Genomic DNA, 17,500 nt, shown 5'->3' on the forward strand with positions numbered 1-17,500 from the left:
CGTTCAAACAAACTCGCTAACTCTTCTCTCGTAAACACTTCACTATGATTCGCAATTACAATTTGTATATCCCGTCGCTGCCTTTGAAGAGAAACTTTTATCTCCCCATCATCTTTACTATACTTAATCGCGTTCATTAATAAATTATCAAATACACGAACCATCTTTTCCGAATCAATCGCTGCATAGGCACGTTCTTCAGGAAACTTCTTAACGAACGTAAGTCCATGCTCTTCCGCCTGCGGTACTAACTCTTCTATTAATTGCTCCAATAACTCATTTATACATACTTCTTGTTTTTCTAATATAACTTGTTCATTCGTTAACTTCGTATACTCAAATAAATCTTCTATTAAATTCTTTAACTGCTCCGATTTAGCAAAAGCAATTCTTGTATACTCATCATGTTGTTCTTTATTTTCATATTTAGAATCTCGAAGTAATCGCAAGTAACCCATAATAGAAGTCAGTGGTGTACGTAAATCGTGAGATACATTCGTAATAAGCTCATTCTTTTGCTTCTCTAATCTACGTTCCTTTTCTATATTATTCATAAGCTCTTCCGCCATATTATTAATATTCTCAGTTAAAGACGCAATCTCATCTTCACCTTTCTTCTCAATACGGTACGCTAAGTTGCCTTTTTCTATTTCCTTTACACCTTCTGCCATCGCTTCAATTTGTTTCATCTTTCTCTTTGTTATATAGAAGAAAGAGAAAATGAATACGAGTACACCAATTAAAAATGGGAATGGGCCTTCTTGCGTATCATACATTACTACACCATCCGGAATTCCACTAACGAACATATATAAATTCTTATCTTCTATTGTAATAGGTGAAAAAGCTATAAATTCTTTTCTCGTATTTTCAAATATATCTTGACCATTTGAATAGTTAATCGCAAATGATGCTGCATTACGAATCGTATTATGCAGATCGATTTGCTCTTCTTGTGCCTGCTTCGTTTTATATACAACTTTACCACTTTCGTCAGTAACCAATATTTTTAAAGCTCTATTTCCTCGCTCTAAATTTTGATTCTCCGTTTCGATCATATTGGATATAGCTTCTAATTTATTTTCATGCACCGAACTATTTGCTGCTCTTTGAGCTTGATAATTAATTTGTTGCATACCAGACCGATAATCGACAGTCGCTTTACGATTCGCATTCTCAAAAAATGGTGCAGCTCCCTTTGCAAAAAAAACTCCTAATAACGCACAAGCAGCGAAAGTAGTAATCAGTTGAATTCTTATACTCTTTCGTACGCTCTTTACTAATTTCTCAATTAATTGTCTTATTTTCCTTATATAAGTAAATGGATTAAATATCTTTTTCAATCTTATACCCCACTCCCCATACTGTTTTTATATATCTAGGCTTCCTTGGATTCTCCTCAATCTTTTCACGTACTTTTCGAATATGCACCATTACAGTATTATCTGACTGAAAAGATCGTTCGTTCCAAACCTTTTCATAAATTTGTTCTGCGCTAAAGACCATACCGGGATTACGAGCTAGTAATTCTAGAATTGAAAATTCCCTCGGGGTCAACTTCACTTCTTCTCCCTCTACAATAACTTTATGGGTCGAGATGTTGATTTTCATCTCTCCAATTTCTAACTCGTCCTCATTTTGAATAGAAAAACCATTCATTTTCATATAACGACGTAACTGAGATTTTATCCTTGCGATTAACTCTAACGGATTAAATGGTTTCGTTACGTAATCATCTGCACCCGTTGTTAACCCTAAAATCTTATCCATATCTTGCGTTTTCGCGGAAAGCATAATAATTGGCATTTCTTTTTCTTCCCTTACTTTCATACACATATGAATGCCGTCTACTTTCGGCATCATAATATCTAATACGACTAGATGTACTTCGTTTTCTTCTAGTAAACGTAATCCTTCTTCGCCGTCCCCTGCTTGCAATACTTTATATCCTTCATTCTTTAAATAGATTGTAATAAGATTCCTAATTTCTTTTTCATCATCTACGACAAGTATCGTTTCATTTGCCACAATATCTCCCCCATCACTTTTTTAATCCCTAACTTCTATTATAGGAAAACTTCTGAAGAAAAACGCTCGGAAATCCTTAAGATTTTCTGAAGACGCAAAAAAGATCTAGACTCCCCTTAAGTCTAGACCTTTCAAAAACCCCTTTTATTTACGAACGTAGATGAAATATAGTACGAATAAAACTCCCATAACATACATAATTGGATGAATCTCTTTACGTCGACCACTTACTACCATTGTAATTGGATAGAAGATAAACCCGATTGCAATTCCTGTTGCGATACTATACGTAAGTGGCATTGAAATGATAGTAAAGAATGCTGGTACTGCAATCTCGAATTTCTTCCAATCAATTTCTCCTAAAGATGAAACCATCAAGATCCCTACAATAATTAAAGCTGGTGCCGTTACAGCTGGTGTTACAACACTTAATAATGGCGAGAAGAATAGTGCCAGTAAGAAGAATCCTGCCGTTACAACTGCTGTAAATCCAGAACGTCCACCCGCTGCTACCCCTGCAGAAGATTCAATATAAGACGTTGTTGTTGATGTACCTAAGATCGCACCAATTACAGTTGCAATTGCATCTGCAAATAATGCTTTTCCTGCACGTGGTAATTTATTGTTCTTCATTAATCCCGCTTGATTCGCAACCGCTACAAGTGTACCTGCTGTATCAAAGAAATCGATAAAGAAGAACGTTATAATAACAATCCCCATTTGAACAGTGAAAATATCTCCGAAGTGCGTTAATGCTGCACCGAACGTTGGTTCTAGACTCGGTATTGCTCCCACTACCGCTTTCGGAGTATCAATTAATCCGGTTGCTACTCCTAAGATTGCCGTAAGAATCATACCGTAAAATACTGCACCATTAACTTTCTTAATCATGAAGATAATGGTCGTAACAACTCCGAAAATTGCTAGTAACGTTGTGCCCTTTGTTAAGTCCCCCAACCCAACAAGAACAGCATCATTTTTCACGATAATTCCAGCATTTTGGAATCCAAGGAAAGCAATGAATAATCCGATACCTGCCGCTACTGCAAACTTTAACTCTGATGGAATTGCATTAATGATTTTTTCACGAATACCTGAAGCTGTAAGAATAATAAAGATAATACCTGACATTAACGTTCCAGCAATTGCTGTTTGCCACGGAATACCCATCGTTAACACTGCTGTATAAGCAAAGAACGCGTTAATTCCCATACCCGGCGCCAAAGCAATCGGATACTTCGCGAAAATCCCCATAATTAACGAACCGATCGCTGCTGCTAATGCTGTAGCAACGAATACTGCACCTGGATCCATTCCTGTACCTGCTGGTAACCCTTTAACATTCCCAAGTGACAGCGTAGCAGGATTGACAAATAGCACATACGCCATAGATAAAAATGTCGTTAGACCTGCTATGAACTCTGTTTTATAATTCGTGCCGAGTTCATCAAACTGAAAATAGCGTTTCATCTTACGTTTCCCCCGTTATATGATTACTCGCCGTAATTCCCCTAGCCCTCTTTTATTTATTAAAAATAAAAAAGGCTTCCATTGCATATACATGGAAGCGTTCTATGAATAAAGATAAGATTCCCCCTCACCTTTATAAAAACGCCTCGTAGTCAAGCCATTTACGGTAGCTAGGTAGAAACTTTCGGGCCATATCCCCGATATTATACGACGGCATAATATTCACTTTTCGTTTGAATTACATACTCATATTAACTCGACGAAGTAGTTTTGTCAATTTAAAAACGAACATTTTTATAAACATTTATAATTTCGTTCGTATTAATCCTAAAACAAAAAGGTCCATCTATACATAAGTAATAGATGGACCTTTTTATAAATACTATTCCCACTCAATCGTTGCTGGTGGCTTACTCGTTACATCATACACGATACGGTTAACGTGTTTCACTTCGTTTACGATACGTACAGAGATTTTCTCTAACACGTCCCAAGGGATACGTGCCCAATCAGCTGTCATACCGTCGATAGATGTTACCGCGCGGATACCTACTGTGTAATCGTAAGTACGCTCGTCACCCATAACACCTACGCTACGCATACCAGGAAGCGCAGTGAAGTATTGCCAGATTTCGCGATCTAAGCCAGCTTTAATAATTTCTTCACGTAAAATCGCATCAGATTCACGAACAATTTCTAATTTCTCTTCTGTGATTTCACCTAGTACACGAATACCAAGACCAGGGCCTGGGAATGGTTGACGCCATACGATTTCATCAGGAATTCCTAGTTCTGATCCTAATACACGCACTTCATCTTTAAATAACGTGTTTAAAGGCTCAATTAATTTGAACTGCATGTCTTCTGGAAGTCCACCAACGTTATGGTGAGATTTAATTGTTTGTGCAGTTGCTGTACCACTTTCAACGATATCTGTGTAAAGTGTACCTTGTGCTAAGAAGTCCATTCCTTCTAACTTAGAAGCTTCATCATCAAATACGTAAATGAATTCGTTACCGATAATTTTACGTTTTTGTTCTGGATCTTCTACACCTTTTAACTTGTTCATGAAGCGTTCTTTTGCATCCACTTTAATAACGTTCATATGGAAGCCTTCGCTAAATGTTTTCATAACGCCTTCTGCTTCGCCTTTACGAAGTAAGCCGTGGTCAACGAAGATACAAGTTAATTGATCGCCGATTGCTTTATGAATTAATACTGCTACAACAGAAGAATCTACACCGCCACTAAGTGCGCATAGAACTTTTTTGTCTCCAACAGTTTCACGAATTTTTTCTAATTCTACTTCGATAAAGTTCTCCATGTTCCATCCTTCAGAACAACCACATACGCCGAATACGAAGTTTTTAATTAAATCGTTACCGTGCTCAGAGTGACGTACTTCTGGGTGGAATTGTACACCGTATAAGTTTTTCGCTTCATTGCTCATACCAGCAATTGGGCAAGACTCACTTGTTGCGTCTACTACGAATCCTTCAGGTAAACCAGTTACTAAGTCGCCATGGCTCATCCATACAACTTGCTCTTCTGGAAGGTTCGCATATAATTTTGATTCGTTCTCTACTTTAAGAACCGCTTTTCCGTACTCACGGTGGTTTGCACGTTCTACTTTACCACCGAATTTTTGTGTCATAAGCTGCATACCGTAACAAATACCGAAGATCGGTAATCCTAGGTCAAAGATTTTTTCATCACAATGTAATGCACCTTCACCATATACACTATTTGGTCCACCAGAGAAAATAATCCCTTTTGGATTTATTTCTTTAATTTCTTCTGCAGTAATTGTATGCGGATGAAGTTCACTGTATACACCGAACTCACGAATTCGACGTGCTATTAACTGATTGTATTGACTTCCAAAATCTAAAACGATAATTGTATCGTGTTGCTTCTTCAAAATAATCACCCCAACGTTAGTTCTCGTATATAAATATTTTCACCAATTAGGCGAAAAGCATTACCAATATAATAAAAAAAGCCAGTCCTCCGCCTCTAGTCTCATAACAAAGAAAAGGCAGGGGTCTGGCTTTATAAAGAAAGATAGTCTCCGCTCTTTATAAATATAAGACACACTGCCTTCATAGTCAGGTTGTTTACGGTAACCCGGTAGAGACTCTCAAACCATATCTTTGAGGATATATGAAGGATCGTTTTATATTATCTTCCTAGATTCTAACAATGAAGTGTCGGTATGGTCAAGAGAGAAAGCGACAAAATTCTACAGAAATTCATTTCCTTTTCTAAAAAACATAAAAAAACATCCATTTCTATATAGAAATGGATGTTTTTTAGCGCGAACGGAATTACATCATTCCGCCCATACCGCCCATGCCCATGCCGCCCATGTCAGGCATTGCTGGTGCATTTGGTTCTGGCTTGTCAGCTACTACAGCTTCAGTTGTTAAGAACATAGCTGCAACAGATGCTGCGTTTTGAAGTGCAGAGCGAGTTACTTTAGCTGGATCTACGATACCAGTTTCAAGCATGTTAACCCATTCGCCAGTAGCTGCGTTGAAACCAACGCCTACTTTTTCGCCTTTTAGACGCTCTACAACTACAGATCCTTCTAGACCAGCGTTGATTGCGATTTGGCGAACTGGCTCTTCTAGTGCACGAAGTACGATGTTGATACCTGTTGCTTCGTCGCCTTCAGCTACGATAGAAGCTACTTTCGTGTATACGTTCATAAGTGAAGTACCACCACCTGCAACGATACCTTCTTCTACTGCTGCACGAGTTGAGTTAAGTGCATCTTCAATGCGAAGTTTGCGCTCTTTTAACTCAGTTTCAGTTGCTGCACCTACTTTAATTACTGCTACGCCACCTGCAAGTTTTGCAAGACGCTCTTGTAATTTTTCACGATCGAATTCAGAAGTCGTTTCTTCTAATTGCGCACGGATTTGACCGATGCGAGCTTCGATTTGTTCTGTGCTTCCTACACCTTCAACTACAGTTGTGTTTTCTTTCGTTACAACAACTTTACCAGCGCGTCCTAAAGATTCAACTGTAGCAGATTTTAAGTCACGGCCTAATTCTTCAGTGATTACTTCGCCACCAGTTAAGATTGCGATATCTTCTAGCATTGCTTTACGACGGTCACCAAATCCAGGAGCTTTAACAGCTACTACATTGAATGTACCACGAAGTTTGTTCACTACTAATGTAGCTAACGCTTCGCCTTCTACATCTTCAGCAATGATAAGAAGCGGTTTACCTTGTTGTACCACTTGCTCTAATACTGGTAAGATTTCTTGAATGTTAGAAATCTTTTTGTCAGTGATTAAGATATATGGGTTATCAAGAACTGCTTCCATTTTGTCAGAATCAGTAATCATGTAAGGAGATGCATATCCACGATCAAATTGCATACCTTCTACTACGTCTAATTCTGTTGTGAAACCTTTAGATTCTTCTAAAGTAATAACGCCGTCGTTACCAACGCGCTCCATTGCTTCAGCGATTAATTGACCTACTTCTTCGTCAGCAGCAGAAATAGCAGCTACTTGTGCGATAGAAGATTTACCTTCGATTGGTTTAGAAATCGTTTTTAATTCTTCTACTGCAGCAACTACAGCTTTTTCGATACCTTTACGAAGACCCATTGGGTTCGCACCAGCTGTTACGTTTTTAAGACCTTCACGAATCATAGCTTGTGCTAATACAGTTGCAGTTGTTGTTCCGTCACCAGCTACATCATTTGTTTTGCTAGCAACTTCTGCTACTAATTTCGCACCCATGTTTTCGAATGCATCTTCTAATTCAATTTCTTTTGCGATTGTTACACCGTCATTTGTAATAAGTGGTGAACCGAATTTTTTCTCAAGAACAACGTTACGACCTTTTGGTCCAAGCGTTACTTTTACTGCATTTGCAAGAGTGTCGACACCGCGAAGCATCGAACGACGTGCTTCTTCACTAAATTTAATATCTTTTGCCATAATAATTGACCCCCTTGGATTTTTTAAGATTTATATAATTAACCGATAACTGCTAAAATGTCACTTTCACGTAAAATCAAGTAGTCTGTACCTTCATATTTCACTTCAGTACCTGCATATTTTGAGAAGATGATAAGATCACCTGCTGCTACCTCTAAAGCAACACGCTCACCATTTTCAAGCACTCGACCAGTACCTACTGCAATAACTTTACCCTCTTGTGGTTTTTCTTTTGCTGTGTCTGGTAATACAATACCACTTGCTGTTTTTTCTTCCGCTTGAACAAGCTCAATTACAACGCGATCACCTAATGGCTTTAGCATGAACAATAACCTCCTCATTTTGTTATGTAAATTTTATTTATTAGCACTCAAGTCACCCGAGTGCTAACACACTTATAATAATAAATAATCTCAATTTCTTTTGCAAGTAAAAAAATCATAATTTTTTCGCAAATTACGCTATAAATTTTTCTATATAGAGTTCCTCTTCTTCTACCTTTACTATATGAATCGTTGTTTCCACTACTCGTATGTTACAATATGAAAGGACACCCTAAGTTGTTTTCGCTACACACACAACTTTCTCCTGTCTTCTATTATAATTTCAAATAAGGATTTACAAAAAAAACATAATGTAAGTAAAGTTTATATCGTAGGTAGCATCTTTACATGTTATCCTACCTTATCTCATACACTAAAGTTAGAAAGGATGGTTAAACCATTTGAAAAAACAATATTGGTGGGTTATCGTTACATACATTTTAATGCAGTTATCATCAATTGCTGGATTACCACTTCTTCTGAAAACTGGGCTTTATGATAACAGGGGATTCACTAGGGAAGAGAAATTTCAACTCATAACTGGTCACTGGGCGATCATTAGCTTCTTTATTGCATTATGTATCGTACTTTGGTTACTTAGAACAGATATTCGCGACAGACATTTAGATACAAAGCGTTCTACTGTTCCAGCTACAATTGGTTGGATTTTTATCGGGTTCTTCTTAGCATTTTTCTCGCAAAGTATTGCTGGTATGATTGAAATGTATGTATTAGGTATTAAACCTGGATCTGAAAATACAGCGAGACTTATGGATATCGCAAGAACGACACCTTGGTTCCTTATCGTCATCTCTATAATAGGACCTATTTTGGAAGAAATCGTATTTAGAAAAATTTTATTTGGTACACTTTATAAGAGGTTTAACTTCTTTATTGCCGCTATCATTAGTTCCCTTGTATTTGCGGCGATTCATTTTGATTTTACTCACTTATTGGTATACACTGCTATGGGGCTCGTATTCGCCTTCTTATATGTAAAAACGAAGCGTATTATCGTTCCCATTGCAGCTCATGTTGCAATGAATACATTAGTTGCAATTGCCCAAGTTTTAGTGAGTAACGAACAAATTCAAGAAATGATTAAAGAAGCTGAAAAAATGCAAGGCTTTATCGGAGGATTTTTAGTATGAGAAACTCACCATTGTTCATGGCTATATTGTACTTCCTTCTAGGATGTATCTTTACACATCTAGCCATTAGGAATGTAACAGATACAATTTGGAATATGTGGACAATACTATTTGCAGTTATGGCGACGATTGATTTTAATTTGGCACTTCGCCTCATCTTAGTTAAATTCACAAAGAAAAAACAATAATAAAACGCAGAGGTCGCTTCCTCTGCGTTTTATTGTGGATAATTCTTCAAAAAGTAAACTAATGTTTGTAACTCTACTGCTAAATCAATATGATGAATTCTTATATTGTCTGACACATTTAATCGTGCTGGTGTGAAATTCAAAATACCATGCACGTTTGTTTCTGCCAATCTATCAGCTACAGATTGTGCTACTGTAGCGGGTACTGTTAATATTGCCACTTGTATATCAGATGATAAACGTTCTTCTAATTCATCTAAGTGATATACAGGAATGCCTCCGATTTCTGTTCCAACTTTCTCTTCACTAATATCAAACGCCATTTCAATCTTTGTATTATTGTTTTTCGTGAAATTATAATGTAAGAAAGCGGTCCCTAAATTACCTACTCCAATAAGCGCTACACGTGTTATATCATCTTGGTCGAGTGTTTCACGGAAAAATGATAATAAATAATTTACGTTATATCCATATCCTTTTTTTCCTAATGCTCCAAAGTATGAGAAATCTCTTCGAATCGTTGCGGAATCAACCTTTACCGCTTCACTTAATTCGGCTGATGAAACACGTTGCTTACCAGACAAAGATAAGTTTTGGATAAATCGATAGTATAGAGGCAATCTCTTAGCAGTGGCTTGTGGAATTTTCTGCTGCTCCATATAACCTCTCCTCTCTTCCTATCTTTATTCATATGCTTTAATTAAATACAGAAGTTTAGCACTTATTAAATTCCTTGTATAATAGAAAGAAGAAGTATTCTCTCTGTATTTTAAACTATACACTATTTTTAGTATGATTGAGAAATATAAACATGGCAAAGTTAAGAAATTATTTGAGGTGAAAACATTGATTTTATTACAAGTAAACGCGCTTTCGAAATTATACGGTGCAGAAACGATTCTTTCAAATATAAAATTAGAAGTTCAAACGAAAGATCGTATCGCATTAGTCGGACGAAATGGCGCTGGAAAATCTACATTATTAAAAATAATAGCGGGTGAGCTATCTCATGATGGTGGAGAAATTATAAAACCGAAAGATGTCTCAATTGGATATTTAGCTCAAAATACCGGTTTAGAAACATCTTTAACAATTTGGGATGAAATGTTAACCGTCTTTACACACTTGCAGCAAATGGAGACAAAACTTCGAAGGCTAGAGCAAGAGATGGGAAAAGAAGAAAACTTTTCAAACGAGGCTACATATGAAAGATTATTAGCTGATTATGACCAATTACAATTAGATTATAAAGATCAAGGTGGCTATCAGTACGAAGCAGATATCCGTTCGATTTTAAGTGGTCTTGGCTTCCCAGTTGAAACGCACCAGACGACGATTTCAACATTAAGCGGTGGACAAAAAACACGATTAGCTCTCGGTAAATTATTATTAACGAAACCAGACTTACTTATTTTGGACGAGCCTACAAACCATCTAGACATCGAAACATTAACATGGCTTGAACAATATTTACAAGGTTATCCTGGGGCAATACTAATCGTTTCCCATGACCGTTATTTCTTAGATAAACTTGTTACACAAGTATATGAAATTTCGAATAAAGAAAGTAGACGATTTGTTGGTAACTACAGTAAATATTTAGACTTAAAATCAGCACTATACGAGCAAGAAATGAAACGTTATGAAAAACAACAAGATGAGATTGCTAAGCTAGAGGACTTCGTTCAAAAAAATATAGCTCGTGCATCTACGACAAAACGTGCGCAAAGCCGCCGTAAACAATTAGACCGTATGGAATTATTAACAAGACCATTAGGGGATTCTAAGTCAGCTTCCTTCCACTTCGATATTGAAAAACAAAGTGGAAATGATGTTTTACAAGTAAAGGACGCAACTATCGGCTATGATAAGGATCCAATTATTGAACATGTAACAATGCGCTTAACACGCGGAGATAGTGTTGCTTTAGTTGGTCCAAATGGAATTGGGAAATCCACATTATTAAAATCCATTGTGAATAAGTTACCACTATTACATGGTGAGGTTTCTTTCGGATCTAATGTCTCTGTTGGTTATTATGATCAGGAACAAGCTAATTTAACATCTTCTAAGCGCGTTTTAAATGAGCTATGGGATGAATACCCACTGCAACCTGAAAAAGAAATTCGCACGATATTAGGTAACTTCTTATTCACAGGAGATGATGTATTAAAGCCAGTATCTTCTCTTAGCGGTGGACAAAAAGCTCGTTTAGCTCTTGCCAAACTTATGATGCAAAAATCGAATTTATTAATTCTCGATGAGCCTACAAACCATCTTGATTTAAATAGTAAAGAGATTTTGGAGAATGCTTTAATTGATTATCCTGGTACCCTTCTCTTTGTATCTCATGACCGCTACTTTATTAATCGTGTAACGACGACCGTTGTTGAGTTATCAACAGAAGGTGCACAGGAATATTTAGGGGATTACGATTACTACGTTGAAAAGAAAAATGAGATGATTGAACGTGCTGAGTTTGAACAACAAGAACAGCAAGAAAATCATGCACCTGTTCAAAAAACTGTAGCTCCAGAAAAATTAAATTATCTCGAAGAAAAAGAGCGCAAAAAGTTGGAGCGTCAACGTACTCGAAAAATTGAGGAACTAGAACAAAACATTGTACAATTTGAAGAAGAAATTGCTACGTTAGAAGATCAACTTTGCTTACCAGAAATATATGCAGATTATGAAAAGGCTAGTGAAATTACAACGAAAAAGCAAACACTACAAGAGCAACTTGATGCTTGTATGGCAGAATGGGAAGAATTACATTTATAAGAGTCTTAAATAAGAGGGATGTCTCATAAGTCGGGATTTTAGACTATGCGGCATCCTTTTTATCTTCTAGTTTGAATTAACGTCATATTGTATAAAATATTCGACATGAGGCATCGTTTCAACGACAAAGTTTGACAATATTAGCGACTCCTATAATAAGAGCATATTTCAAAATGTTTTTTAAAGATATCTTCTTGTTTTTTATTTCCCGAGAAAAATACATCTAAAGGTCAGACTTCACCTATTTTATCCACAACCTTATACACATATCCACCTTTATAAAATAAACAACAAAATAACTTTTCCACATTATCCACAATCAACAAAAAAGTTATCAACATTTTATATACACAATAAAACCCATATTATCAACAGATAATATGGGTTTTATCCACAAGCTGTGGTTAATTTTGTGCATAACTATGCTTCAATATCTAATCCTGGATTTGCATTTAAAGCTAATGTAGCACGTTTTCCTTGTTCATATGCAATTGTACCTGCCGCTGCAATCATTGCTGCATTATCTGTACATAAAGATAGAGGAGGAATAATTAGCTCTACATTTTCTTTTTGTGCAAATTCTGCTTCTAAACGTGCACGCAGTCCTTTATTCGCAGCTACTCCACCAGCAAGAAGCACTTGCTTTACGTTATAAGCATCCGCTGCACGAGATGCTTTCGTTACTAATACGTCAATTACACTCTCTTGGAAACTTGCTGCTAAATCTTCCGGTGCAATTTCTATCCCGCGTTGTTTTGCGTTATGCACAGTGTTGATAACTGCTGATTTCAATCCGCTAAAACTGAAATCATACGAATCCGGTTCTAGCCATGCACGAGGTAAATCAATTGTTGGTTCTCCTTCATGTGCAAGTCGATCAATATGAGGACCACCTGGATATGGCATAGATAACGTACGAGCTACTTTATCATATGCCTCTCCTGCTGCGTCATCTCGCGTTTCACCAATTACTTCAAATGAACCATGTTCTTTCATATAAACAAGCTCTGTATGCCCACCAGAGACAACAAGTGATAGTAATGGGAATTGAACTTCTTTTACTAAGCGGTTCGCATAAATGTGGCCAGCGATATGATGAACACCAACTAGGGGGATATCATGTGCAAATGCCACTGCTTTCGCTGCGTTCACCCCTATTAGAAGCGCTCCTACTAAACCAGGTCCTTCTGTAACAGCAATTGCATCAATATCATCAAATGTGATATTCGCTTCTTTTAACGCTTCTTCTAATACAACTGTAATTTCTTCTACATGATGACGGGACGCAATCTCTGGTACAACTCCGCCAAAACGTTTATGACTTTCAATTTGTGATGCAACAACATTTGCAATAATTTCCGTTCCATTTTTAACAACCGCTACTGCTGTTTCATCACAACTTGTTTCAATACCAAGTATAATCGTATTTTTTTCCATTATATATTCACCCACATTACGAGACCATCTTCCTGATTGTCTGCATAGTATCGTTTACGAATTCCACCATTTTGAAATCCGTATTTTCTGTATAACTGTTTTGCTACTTCATTTGATACACGTACTTCAAGTGTCATCGTTTTTACACCTAGAGTTTTCGCCTCGGAAATAACTTCTTTTAATAAAGCATCTCCTAGCTTTTGACCTCTGTATTCTGGCAAAATAGCTATATTTGTTATATGCGATTCATCAATAATTATCCACAATCCACAATACCCAATTACACGACCATCTTTTTCTAGCACAACATAATGTGCATGTTCATTCATCGTTAACTCACGGTGAAAGGCATCTGCAGTCCAAGGAGTTGAAAAAGATGCTTCTTCAATGGCTACAATTTGAGCAATATCATCAAGTTCCATCTTTCTAAATATCATATCCATCCTCTGCAAGCTCCTACTTGTTTTGACTTTCTAACCACTTTGTTTCAGCTTCAGCTAAACGAAGGTAACTAGGAACAAATGAATGTACATCTTGTTCTTCTTTTTGTAATCCTAAGAACGCTAGCTCACTTGGTCTTGGGTTATTTTTAGTGAAAGGAGCAAAGACAGCTTGATTGCCTAAATGTTCGATAATTGTTTCTTTGTGTAGTTTCACATCGTTACCAATAAATAAAACAGGCTTTCCTTTATCTTTTAACATTTGCAACCAGTCTACAATAAGGATGATTCGGTCTTCCTCTATAGAAGTTAAATCCTCTCCTTCATATGTATATAAGCCAGTATAAATTTGTCCACGTCTTCCATCGAATAAAGGACAGATTAATCCATCAAAATTAGCTCCGTTTGCAGCCACTACTTCTAAACTTGATACACCCACAATTGGTATTTGAAGTGACCAAGCTAATGTTTTGGCAGCTGTCACACCTATACGAACACCTGTATATGATCCTGGTCCAGCAGCTACAACTATTTTAGTTAATTCTTTTGGTTTTACACCGCATTCTTTTAACAGTTGTTCTACAGCTGGCATAAGACGCACAGAATGATTTTTTGTTAAATTTGTAATGATTTCCCCAATTACGTTTCCTTCTTCAATAAGGGATACACCCATTACATAATTTGAAGTATCAATTGCTAGTACTTTCATCTTGTAATAGCTCCTCACATAATCTAATATAGCGATCTCCAATTGGCTCGAGTACAATGTTTCTTGTGTCATCTCCAGCATGGAATAAACTAATTTGTAGCTTCTCATTTGGTAAATATGCTTCTATTAAATGAGCCCATTCTACTACCGTAATTCCTTCACCGTAGAAATACTCATCAAAACCTAAGTCTTCTTCACTTTCAGCTAAGCGATACACGTCCATATGATATAGCGGTAATCTCCCTTTATATTCTTTAATAATATTAAAGGTAGGACTATTTACAACTCTTTTCACTCCAAGACCTTTTGCTAGTCCCTTTGTAAAAGTCGTCTTACCAGCCCCTAGATCTCCTTCTAAAATAATTACATCTTGTGCCTGAGCAAGTTCACCAAGTTTTTCTGATAATCTTTGTGTTTCCTCAGATGATTTTGTTGTTATTTCATATTTACTCACAGACTTCACCTACTTTACTCACAATGTTCTCTGCTATTTATTATACAGGTTTTGAATATATAAAAAAGTCCTTAGGAGTTTTCCTAAGGATAGTTTGACTGTCTTTATTAGTTTTTTGTTAAAACAAATAAAAAAATACGAAACAACATGTTTCGTTCTTTTCTTTATATAAAATGGCGGTCCCGACCGGGGTCGAACCGGCGATCTCCTGCGTGACAGGCAGGCATGTTAACCACTACACCACGGGACCATTTGGTTGCGGGGACAGGATTTGAACCTGCGACCTTCGGGTTATGAGCCCGACGAGCTACCGTGCTGCTCCACCCCGCGATGATATAAATAGCTTGGCGACGTCCTACTCTCACAGGGACAAGGTCCCAACTACCATCGGCGCTAGAGAGCTTAACTTCCGTGTTCGGTATGGGAACGGGTGTGACCTCTCTGCCATCATCACCAAACTATTGAAGGCATATTCCTTCAAAACTAGATAACATTTGCTACATATTATATGGTTAAGTCCTCGATCTATTAGTATTCGTCAGCTCCACATGTCACCATGCTTCCACCTCGAACCTATCAACCTGATCATCTTTCAGGGATCTTACTAGCTTACGCTATGGGAAATCTCATCTTGAGGGGGGCTTCATGCTTAGATGCTTTCAGCACTTATCCCTTCCGCACATAGCTACCCAGCTATGCCCTTGGCAGAACAACTGGTACACCAGCGGTGCGTCCATCCCGGTCCTCTCGTACTAAGGACAGCTCCTCTCAAATTTCCTACGCCCACGACGGATAGGGACCGAACTGTCTCACGACGTTCTGAACCCAGCTCGCGTACCGCTTTAATGGGCGAACAGCCCAACCCTTGGGACCGACTACAGCCCCAGGATGCGATGAGCCGACATCGAGGTGCCAAACCTCCCCGTCGATGTGGACTCTTGGGGGAGATAAGCCTGTTATCCCCGGGGTAGCTTTTATCCGTTGAGCGATGGCCCTTCCATGCGGAACCACCGGATCACTAAGCCCGACTTTCGTCCCTGCTCGACTTGTAGGTCTCGCAGTCAAGCTCCCTTATGCCTTTGCACTCTACGAATGATTTCCAACCATTCTGAGGGAACCTTTGGGCGCCTCCGTTACACTTTAGGAGGCGACCGCCCCAGTCAAACTGCCCACCTGACACTGTCTCCCGGGTCGATAAGACCCGTAGGTTAGAATTTCAATACAGTCAGGGCGGTATCCCACCAGCGCCTCCACCGAAGCTAGCGCTCCGGTTTCAAAGGCTCCCGCCTATCCTGTACAAACTGTACCAAAATTCAATATCAGGCTACAGTAAAGCTCCACGGGGTCTTTCCGTCCTGTCGCGGGTAACCTGCATCTTCACAGGTACTATAATTTCACCGAGTCTCTGGTTGAGACAGTGCCCAAATCGTTACACCTTTCGTGCGGGTCGGAACTTACCCGACAAGGAATTTCGCTACCTTAGGACCGTTATAGTTACGGCCGCCGTTTACTGGGGCTTCAGTTCAGAGCTTCGCTTACGCTAACCCCTCTCCTTAACCTTCCAGCACCGGGCAGGTGTCACCCCCTATACTTCGCCTTACGGCTTCGCAGAGAGCTGTGTTTTTGCTAAACAGTCGCTTGGGCCTATTCACTGCGGCTTTCCGTTAAGAAAGCACCCCTTCTCCCGAAGTTACGGGGTCATTTTGCCGAGTTCCTTAACCAGAGTTCTCTCGCACACCTTAGGATTCTCTCCTCGCCTACCTGTGTCGGTTTGCGGTACAGGCACCTTTTATCTCGCTAGAAGCTTTTCTTGGCAGCGGGGAATCAAAGACTTCGCTCCATAAGGAGCTTCCCCATCACAGCTCAGCCTTTACGATAAGCGGATTTGCCTACTTATCAGCCTAACTGCTTGGACGTGCACAACCAATCGCACGCTTCTTCTATCCTTCTGCGTCCCTCCATTGCTCAAACGATAAAGAGGTGGTACAGGAATATCAACCTGTTGTCCATCGCCTACGCCTGTCGGCCTCGGCTTAGGTCCTGACTAACCCTGAGCGGACGAGCCTTCCTCAGGAAACCTTAGGCATTCGGTGGACGGGATTCTCACCCGTCTTTCGCTACTCATACCGGCATTCTCACTTCTAAGCACTCCACCAGTCCTTCCGGTCTGACTTCACTGTCCTTAGAACGCTCCCCTACCACTGATACCATTCGGTATCAATCCGCAGCTTCGGTGGTGTATTTAGCCCCGGTACATTTTCGGCGCAGAGTCACTCGACTAGTGAGCTATTACGCACTCTTTAAATGGTGGCTGCTTCTAAGCCAACATCCTAGTTGTCTAAGCAACTCCACATCCTTTTCCACTTAATACACACTTTGGGACCTTAGCTGGCGGTCTGGGCTGTTTCCCTTTTGACTACGGATCTTATCACTCGCAGTCTGACTCCTAAGGATAAGTCATTGGCATTCGGAGTTTGACTGAATTCGGTAATCCGATGAGGACCCCTAGTCCAATCAGTGCTCTACCTCCAAGACTCTTACACTTAAGGCTAGCCCT

Annotated in this window: 14 protein-coding genes, 2 tRNA genes, 2 rRNA genes and 2 riboswitches (2 of these 20 cut by a window edge); of the genes, 3 read left to right on the forward strand and 15 right to left on the reverse strand. The window is 38.8% G+C overall.

Going from position 1 to position 17,500, the window contains the following annotated elements:
- The 6 genes from ampS to groES all read right to left on the reverse strand — a co-directional run.
- Positions 1–1,343, reverse strand: the 5' portion of a protein-coding gene (gene ampS, locus QCI47_RS26625; protein WP_071743450.1) for an aminopeptidase AmpS. It extends 163 nt beyond the left edge of the window; only the first 1,343 of its 1,506 coding nucleotides appear in the window; the start codon lies at positions 1,341–1,343; its stop codon lies beyond the left edge, outside the window.
- Entirely contained in the window at positions 1,327–2,028 is a 702-nt protein-coding gene (locus tag QCI47_RS26630; protein ID WP_001262954.1) for a response regulator transcription factor, read from the reverse strand. Before QCI47_RS26630 ends, ampS begins: the two co-directional genes overlap by 17 nt.
- A 144-nt stretch (positions 2,029–2,172) precedes the next feature.
- The gene (locus QCI47_RS26635) at positions 2,173–3,498 is read right to left on the reverse strand and encodes an NCS2 family permease (RefSeq protein ID WP_000833093.1); all 1,326 of its coding nucleotides are present in this window, start codon (positions 3,496–3,498) and stop codon (positions 2,173–2,175) included.
- A 129-nt stretch (positions 3,499–3,627) separates the two neighbouring features.
- Positions 3,628–3,729, reverse strand: a riboswitch (purine riboswitch).
- 151 nt (positions 3,730–3,880) lie between these two features.
- Positions 3,881–5,419 (reverse strand): glutamine-hydrolyzing GMP synthase, encoded by a 1,539-nt coding sequence (guaA, locus tag QCI47_RS26640; RefSeq protein ID WP_000743925.1) that lies wholly within the window; start codon positions 5,417–5,419, stop codon positions 3,881–3,883.
- Positions 5,420–5,583: 164 nt separating this feature from the next.
- Positions 5,584–5,685, reverse strand: a riboswitch (purine riboswitch).
- 140 nt (positions 5,686–5,825) lie between these two features.
- Complete coding sequence (groL, locus tag QCI47_RS26645) at positions 5,826–7,460, reverse strand: chaperonin GroEL (RefSeq protein WP_001029999.1); 1,635 nt, start codon at positions 7,458–7,460, stop codon at positions 5,826–5,828.
- 38 nt (positions 7,461–7,498) lie between these two features.
- The gene (groES, locus tag QCI47_RS26650) at positions 7,499–7,783 is read right to left on the reverse strand and encodes a co-chaperone GroES (RefSeq protein WP_000917306.1); all 285 of its coding nucleotides are present in this window, start codon (positions 7,781–7,783) and stop codon (positions 7,499–7,501) included.
- A 401-nt stretch (positions 7,784–8,184) separates the two neighbouring features.
- Here groES and QCI47_RS26655 point away from each other — a divergent pair, with 401 nt between their 5' ends.
- Positions 8,185–8,934, forward strand: coding sequence for a CPBP family intramembrane glutamic endopeptidase (locus tag QCI47_RS26655; RefSeq protein ID WP_000745344.1), 750 nt, complete (start codon positions 8,185–8,187; stop codon positions 8,932–8,934).
- Complete coding sequence (locus tag QCI47_RS26660; protein WP_001246207.1) at positions 8,931–9,122, forward strand: YdiK family protein; 192 nt, start codon at positions 8,931–8,933, stop codon at positions 9,120–9,122. Before QCI47_RS26655 ends, QCI47_RS26660 begins: the two co-directional genes overlap by 4 nt.
- A gap of 29 nt (positions 9,123–9,151) precedes the next feature.
- On the opposite strand, the gene QCI47_RS26665 is transcribed toward QCI47_RS26660, so the two are convergent.
- A complete protein-coding gene (locus QCI47_RS26665; protein WP_000437698.1) occupies positions 9,152–9,781 on the reverse strand; it encodes a redox-sensing transcriptional repressor Rex in 630 nt (209 codons plus the stop codon).
- Positions 9,782–9,968: 187 nt separating this feature from the next.
- Between QCI47_RS26665 and QCI47_RS26670 the strand changes: the two genes are divergently transcribed.
- Positions 9,969–11,903 (forward strand): ABC-F family ATP-binding cassette domain-containing protein, encoded by a 1,935-nt coding sequence (locus QCI47_RS26670; RefSeq protein ID WP_000602165.1) that lies wholly within the window; start codon positions 9,969–9,971, stop codon positions 11,901–11,903.
- A gap of 420 nt (positions 11,904–12,323) precedes the next feature.
- Here the strand turns inward: QCI47_RS26670 and tsaD are convergent, their stop codons facing one another.
- From tsaD to QCI47_RS26710, 8 genes are all read right to left on the reverse strand, one after another.
- Positions 12,324–13,340 (reverse strand): tRNA (adenosine(37)-N6)-threonylcarbamoyltransferase complex transferase subunit TsaD, encoded by a 1,017-nt coding sequence (gene tsaD, locus QCI47_RS26675; RefSeq protein WP_000414588.1) that lies wholly within the window; start codon positions 13,338–13,340, stop codon positions 12,324–12,326.
- Positions 13,340–13,783, reverse strand: coding sequence for a ribosomal protein S18-alanine N-acetyltransferase (rimI, locus tag QCI47_RS26680; RefSeq protein WP_000367197.1), 444 nt, complete (start codon positions 13,781–13,783; stop codon positions 13,340–13,342). The genes tsaD and rimI overlap by 1 nt, the downstream gene beginning before the upstream one ends.
- Positions 13,784–13,796: 13 nt before the next feature.
- The gene (tsaB, locus tag QCI47_RS26685; protein ID WP_000865758.1) at positions 13,797–14,489 is read right to left on the reverse strand and encodes a tRNA (adenosine(37)-N6)-threonylcarbamoyltransferase complex dimerization subunit type 1 TsaB; all 693 of its coding nucleotides are present in this window, start codon (positions 14,487–14,489) and stop codon (positions 13,797–13,799) included.
- Positions 14,470–14,943, reverse strand: a complete 474-nt coding sequence (tsaE, locus tag QCI47_RS26690) for a tRNA (adenosine(37)-N6)-threonylcarbamoyltransferase complex ATPase subunit type 1 TsaE (RefSeq protein ID WP_000049631.1) — start codon at positions 14,941–14,943, stop codon at positions 14,470–14,472. The genes tsaB and tsaE overlap by 20 nt, the downstream gene beginning before the upstream one ends.
- 174 nt (positions 14,944–15,117) lie before the next feature.
- Positions 15,118–15,193: transfer RNA gene (locus QCI47_RS26695), tRNA-Asp, on the reverse strand.
- Positions 15,194–15,196: 3 nt separating this feature from the next.
- Positions 15,197–15,273 (reverse strand) — tRNA-Met (locus QCI47_RS26700).
- Positions 15,274–15,285: 12 nt separating this feature from the next.
- Positions 15,286–15,401: ribosomal RNA gene (rrf, locus tag QCI47_RS26705) — 5S ribosomal RNA — on the reverse strand.
- A gap of 50 nt (positions 15,402–15,451) precedes the next feature.
- Positions 15,452–17,500: ribosomal RNA gene (locus QCI47_RS26710) — 23S ribosomal RNA — on the reverse strand; it runs 874 nt beyond the window's last position.

The organism is Bacillus cereus group sp. RP29, assembly GCF_040459765.1.
Taxonomy (GTDB): domain Bacteria; phylum Bacillota; class Bacilli; order Bacillales; family Bacillaceae_G; genus Bacillus_A; species Bacillus_A paranthracis.

Excerpts from the sequence above, each read along its gene's own strand:
- groES (WP_000917306.1), bottom strand. The coding sequence starts at position 7,783 with ATGCTAAAGCCATTAGGTGATCGCGTTGTAATTGAGCTTGTTCAAGCG.
- QCI47_RS26660 (WP_001246207.1), top strand. The coding sequence starts at position 8,931 with ATGAGAAACTCACCATTGTTCATGGCTATATTGTACTTCCTTCTAGGA.
- tsaD (WP_000414588.1), bottom strand. The coding sequence starts at position 13,340 with ATGGAAAAAAATACGATTATACTTGGTATTGAAACAAGTTGTGATGAA.
- rimI (WP_000367197.1), bottom strand. The coding sequence starts at position 13,783 with ATGGATATGATATTTAGAAAGATGGAACTTGATGATATTGCTCAAATT.
- QCI47_RS26635 (WP_000833093.1), bottom strand. The coding sequence starts at position 3,498 with ATGAAACGCTATTTTCAGTTTGATGAACTCGGCACGAATTATAAAACA.
- QCI47_RS26665 (WP_000437698.1), bottom strand. The coding sequence starts at position 9,781 with ATGGAGCAGCAGAAAATTCCACAAGCCACTGCTAAGAGATTGCCTCTA.
- groL (WP_001029999.1), bottom strand. The coding sequence starts at position 7,460 with ATGGCAAAAGATATTAAATTTAGTGAAGAAGCACGTCGTTCGATGCTT.
- tsaB (WP_000865758.1), bottom strand. The coding sequence starts at position 14,489 with ATGAAAGTACTAGCAATTGATACTTCAAATTATGTAATGGGTGTATCC.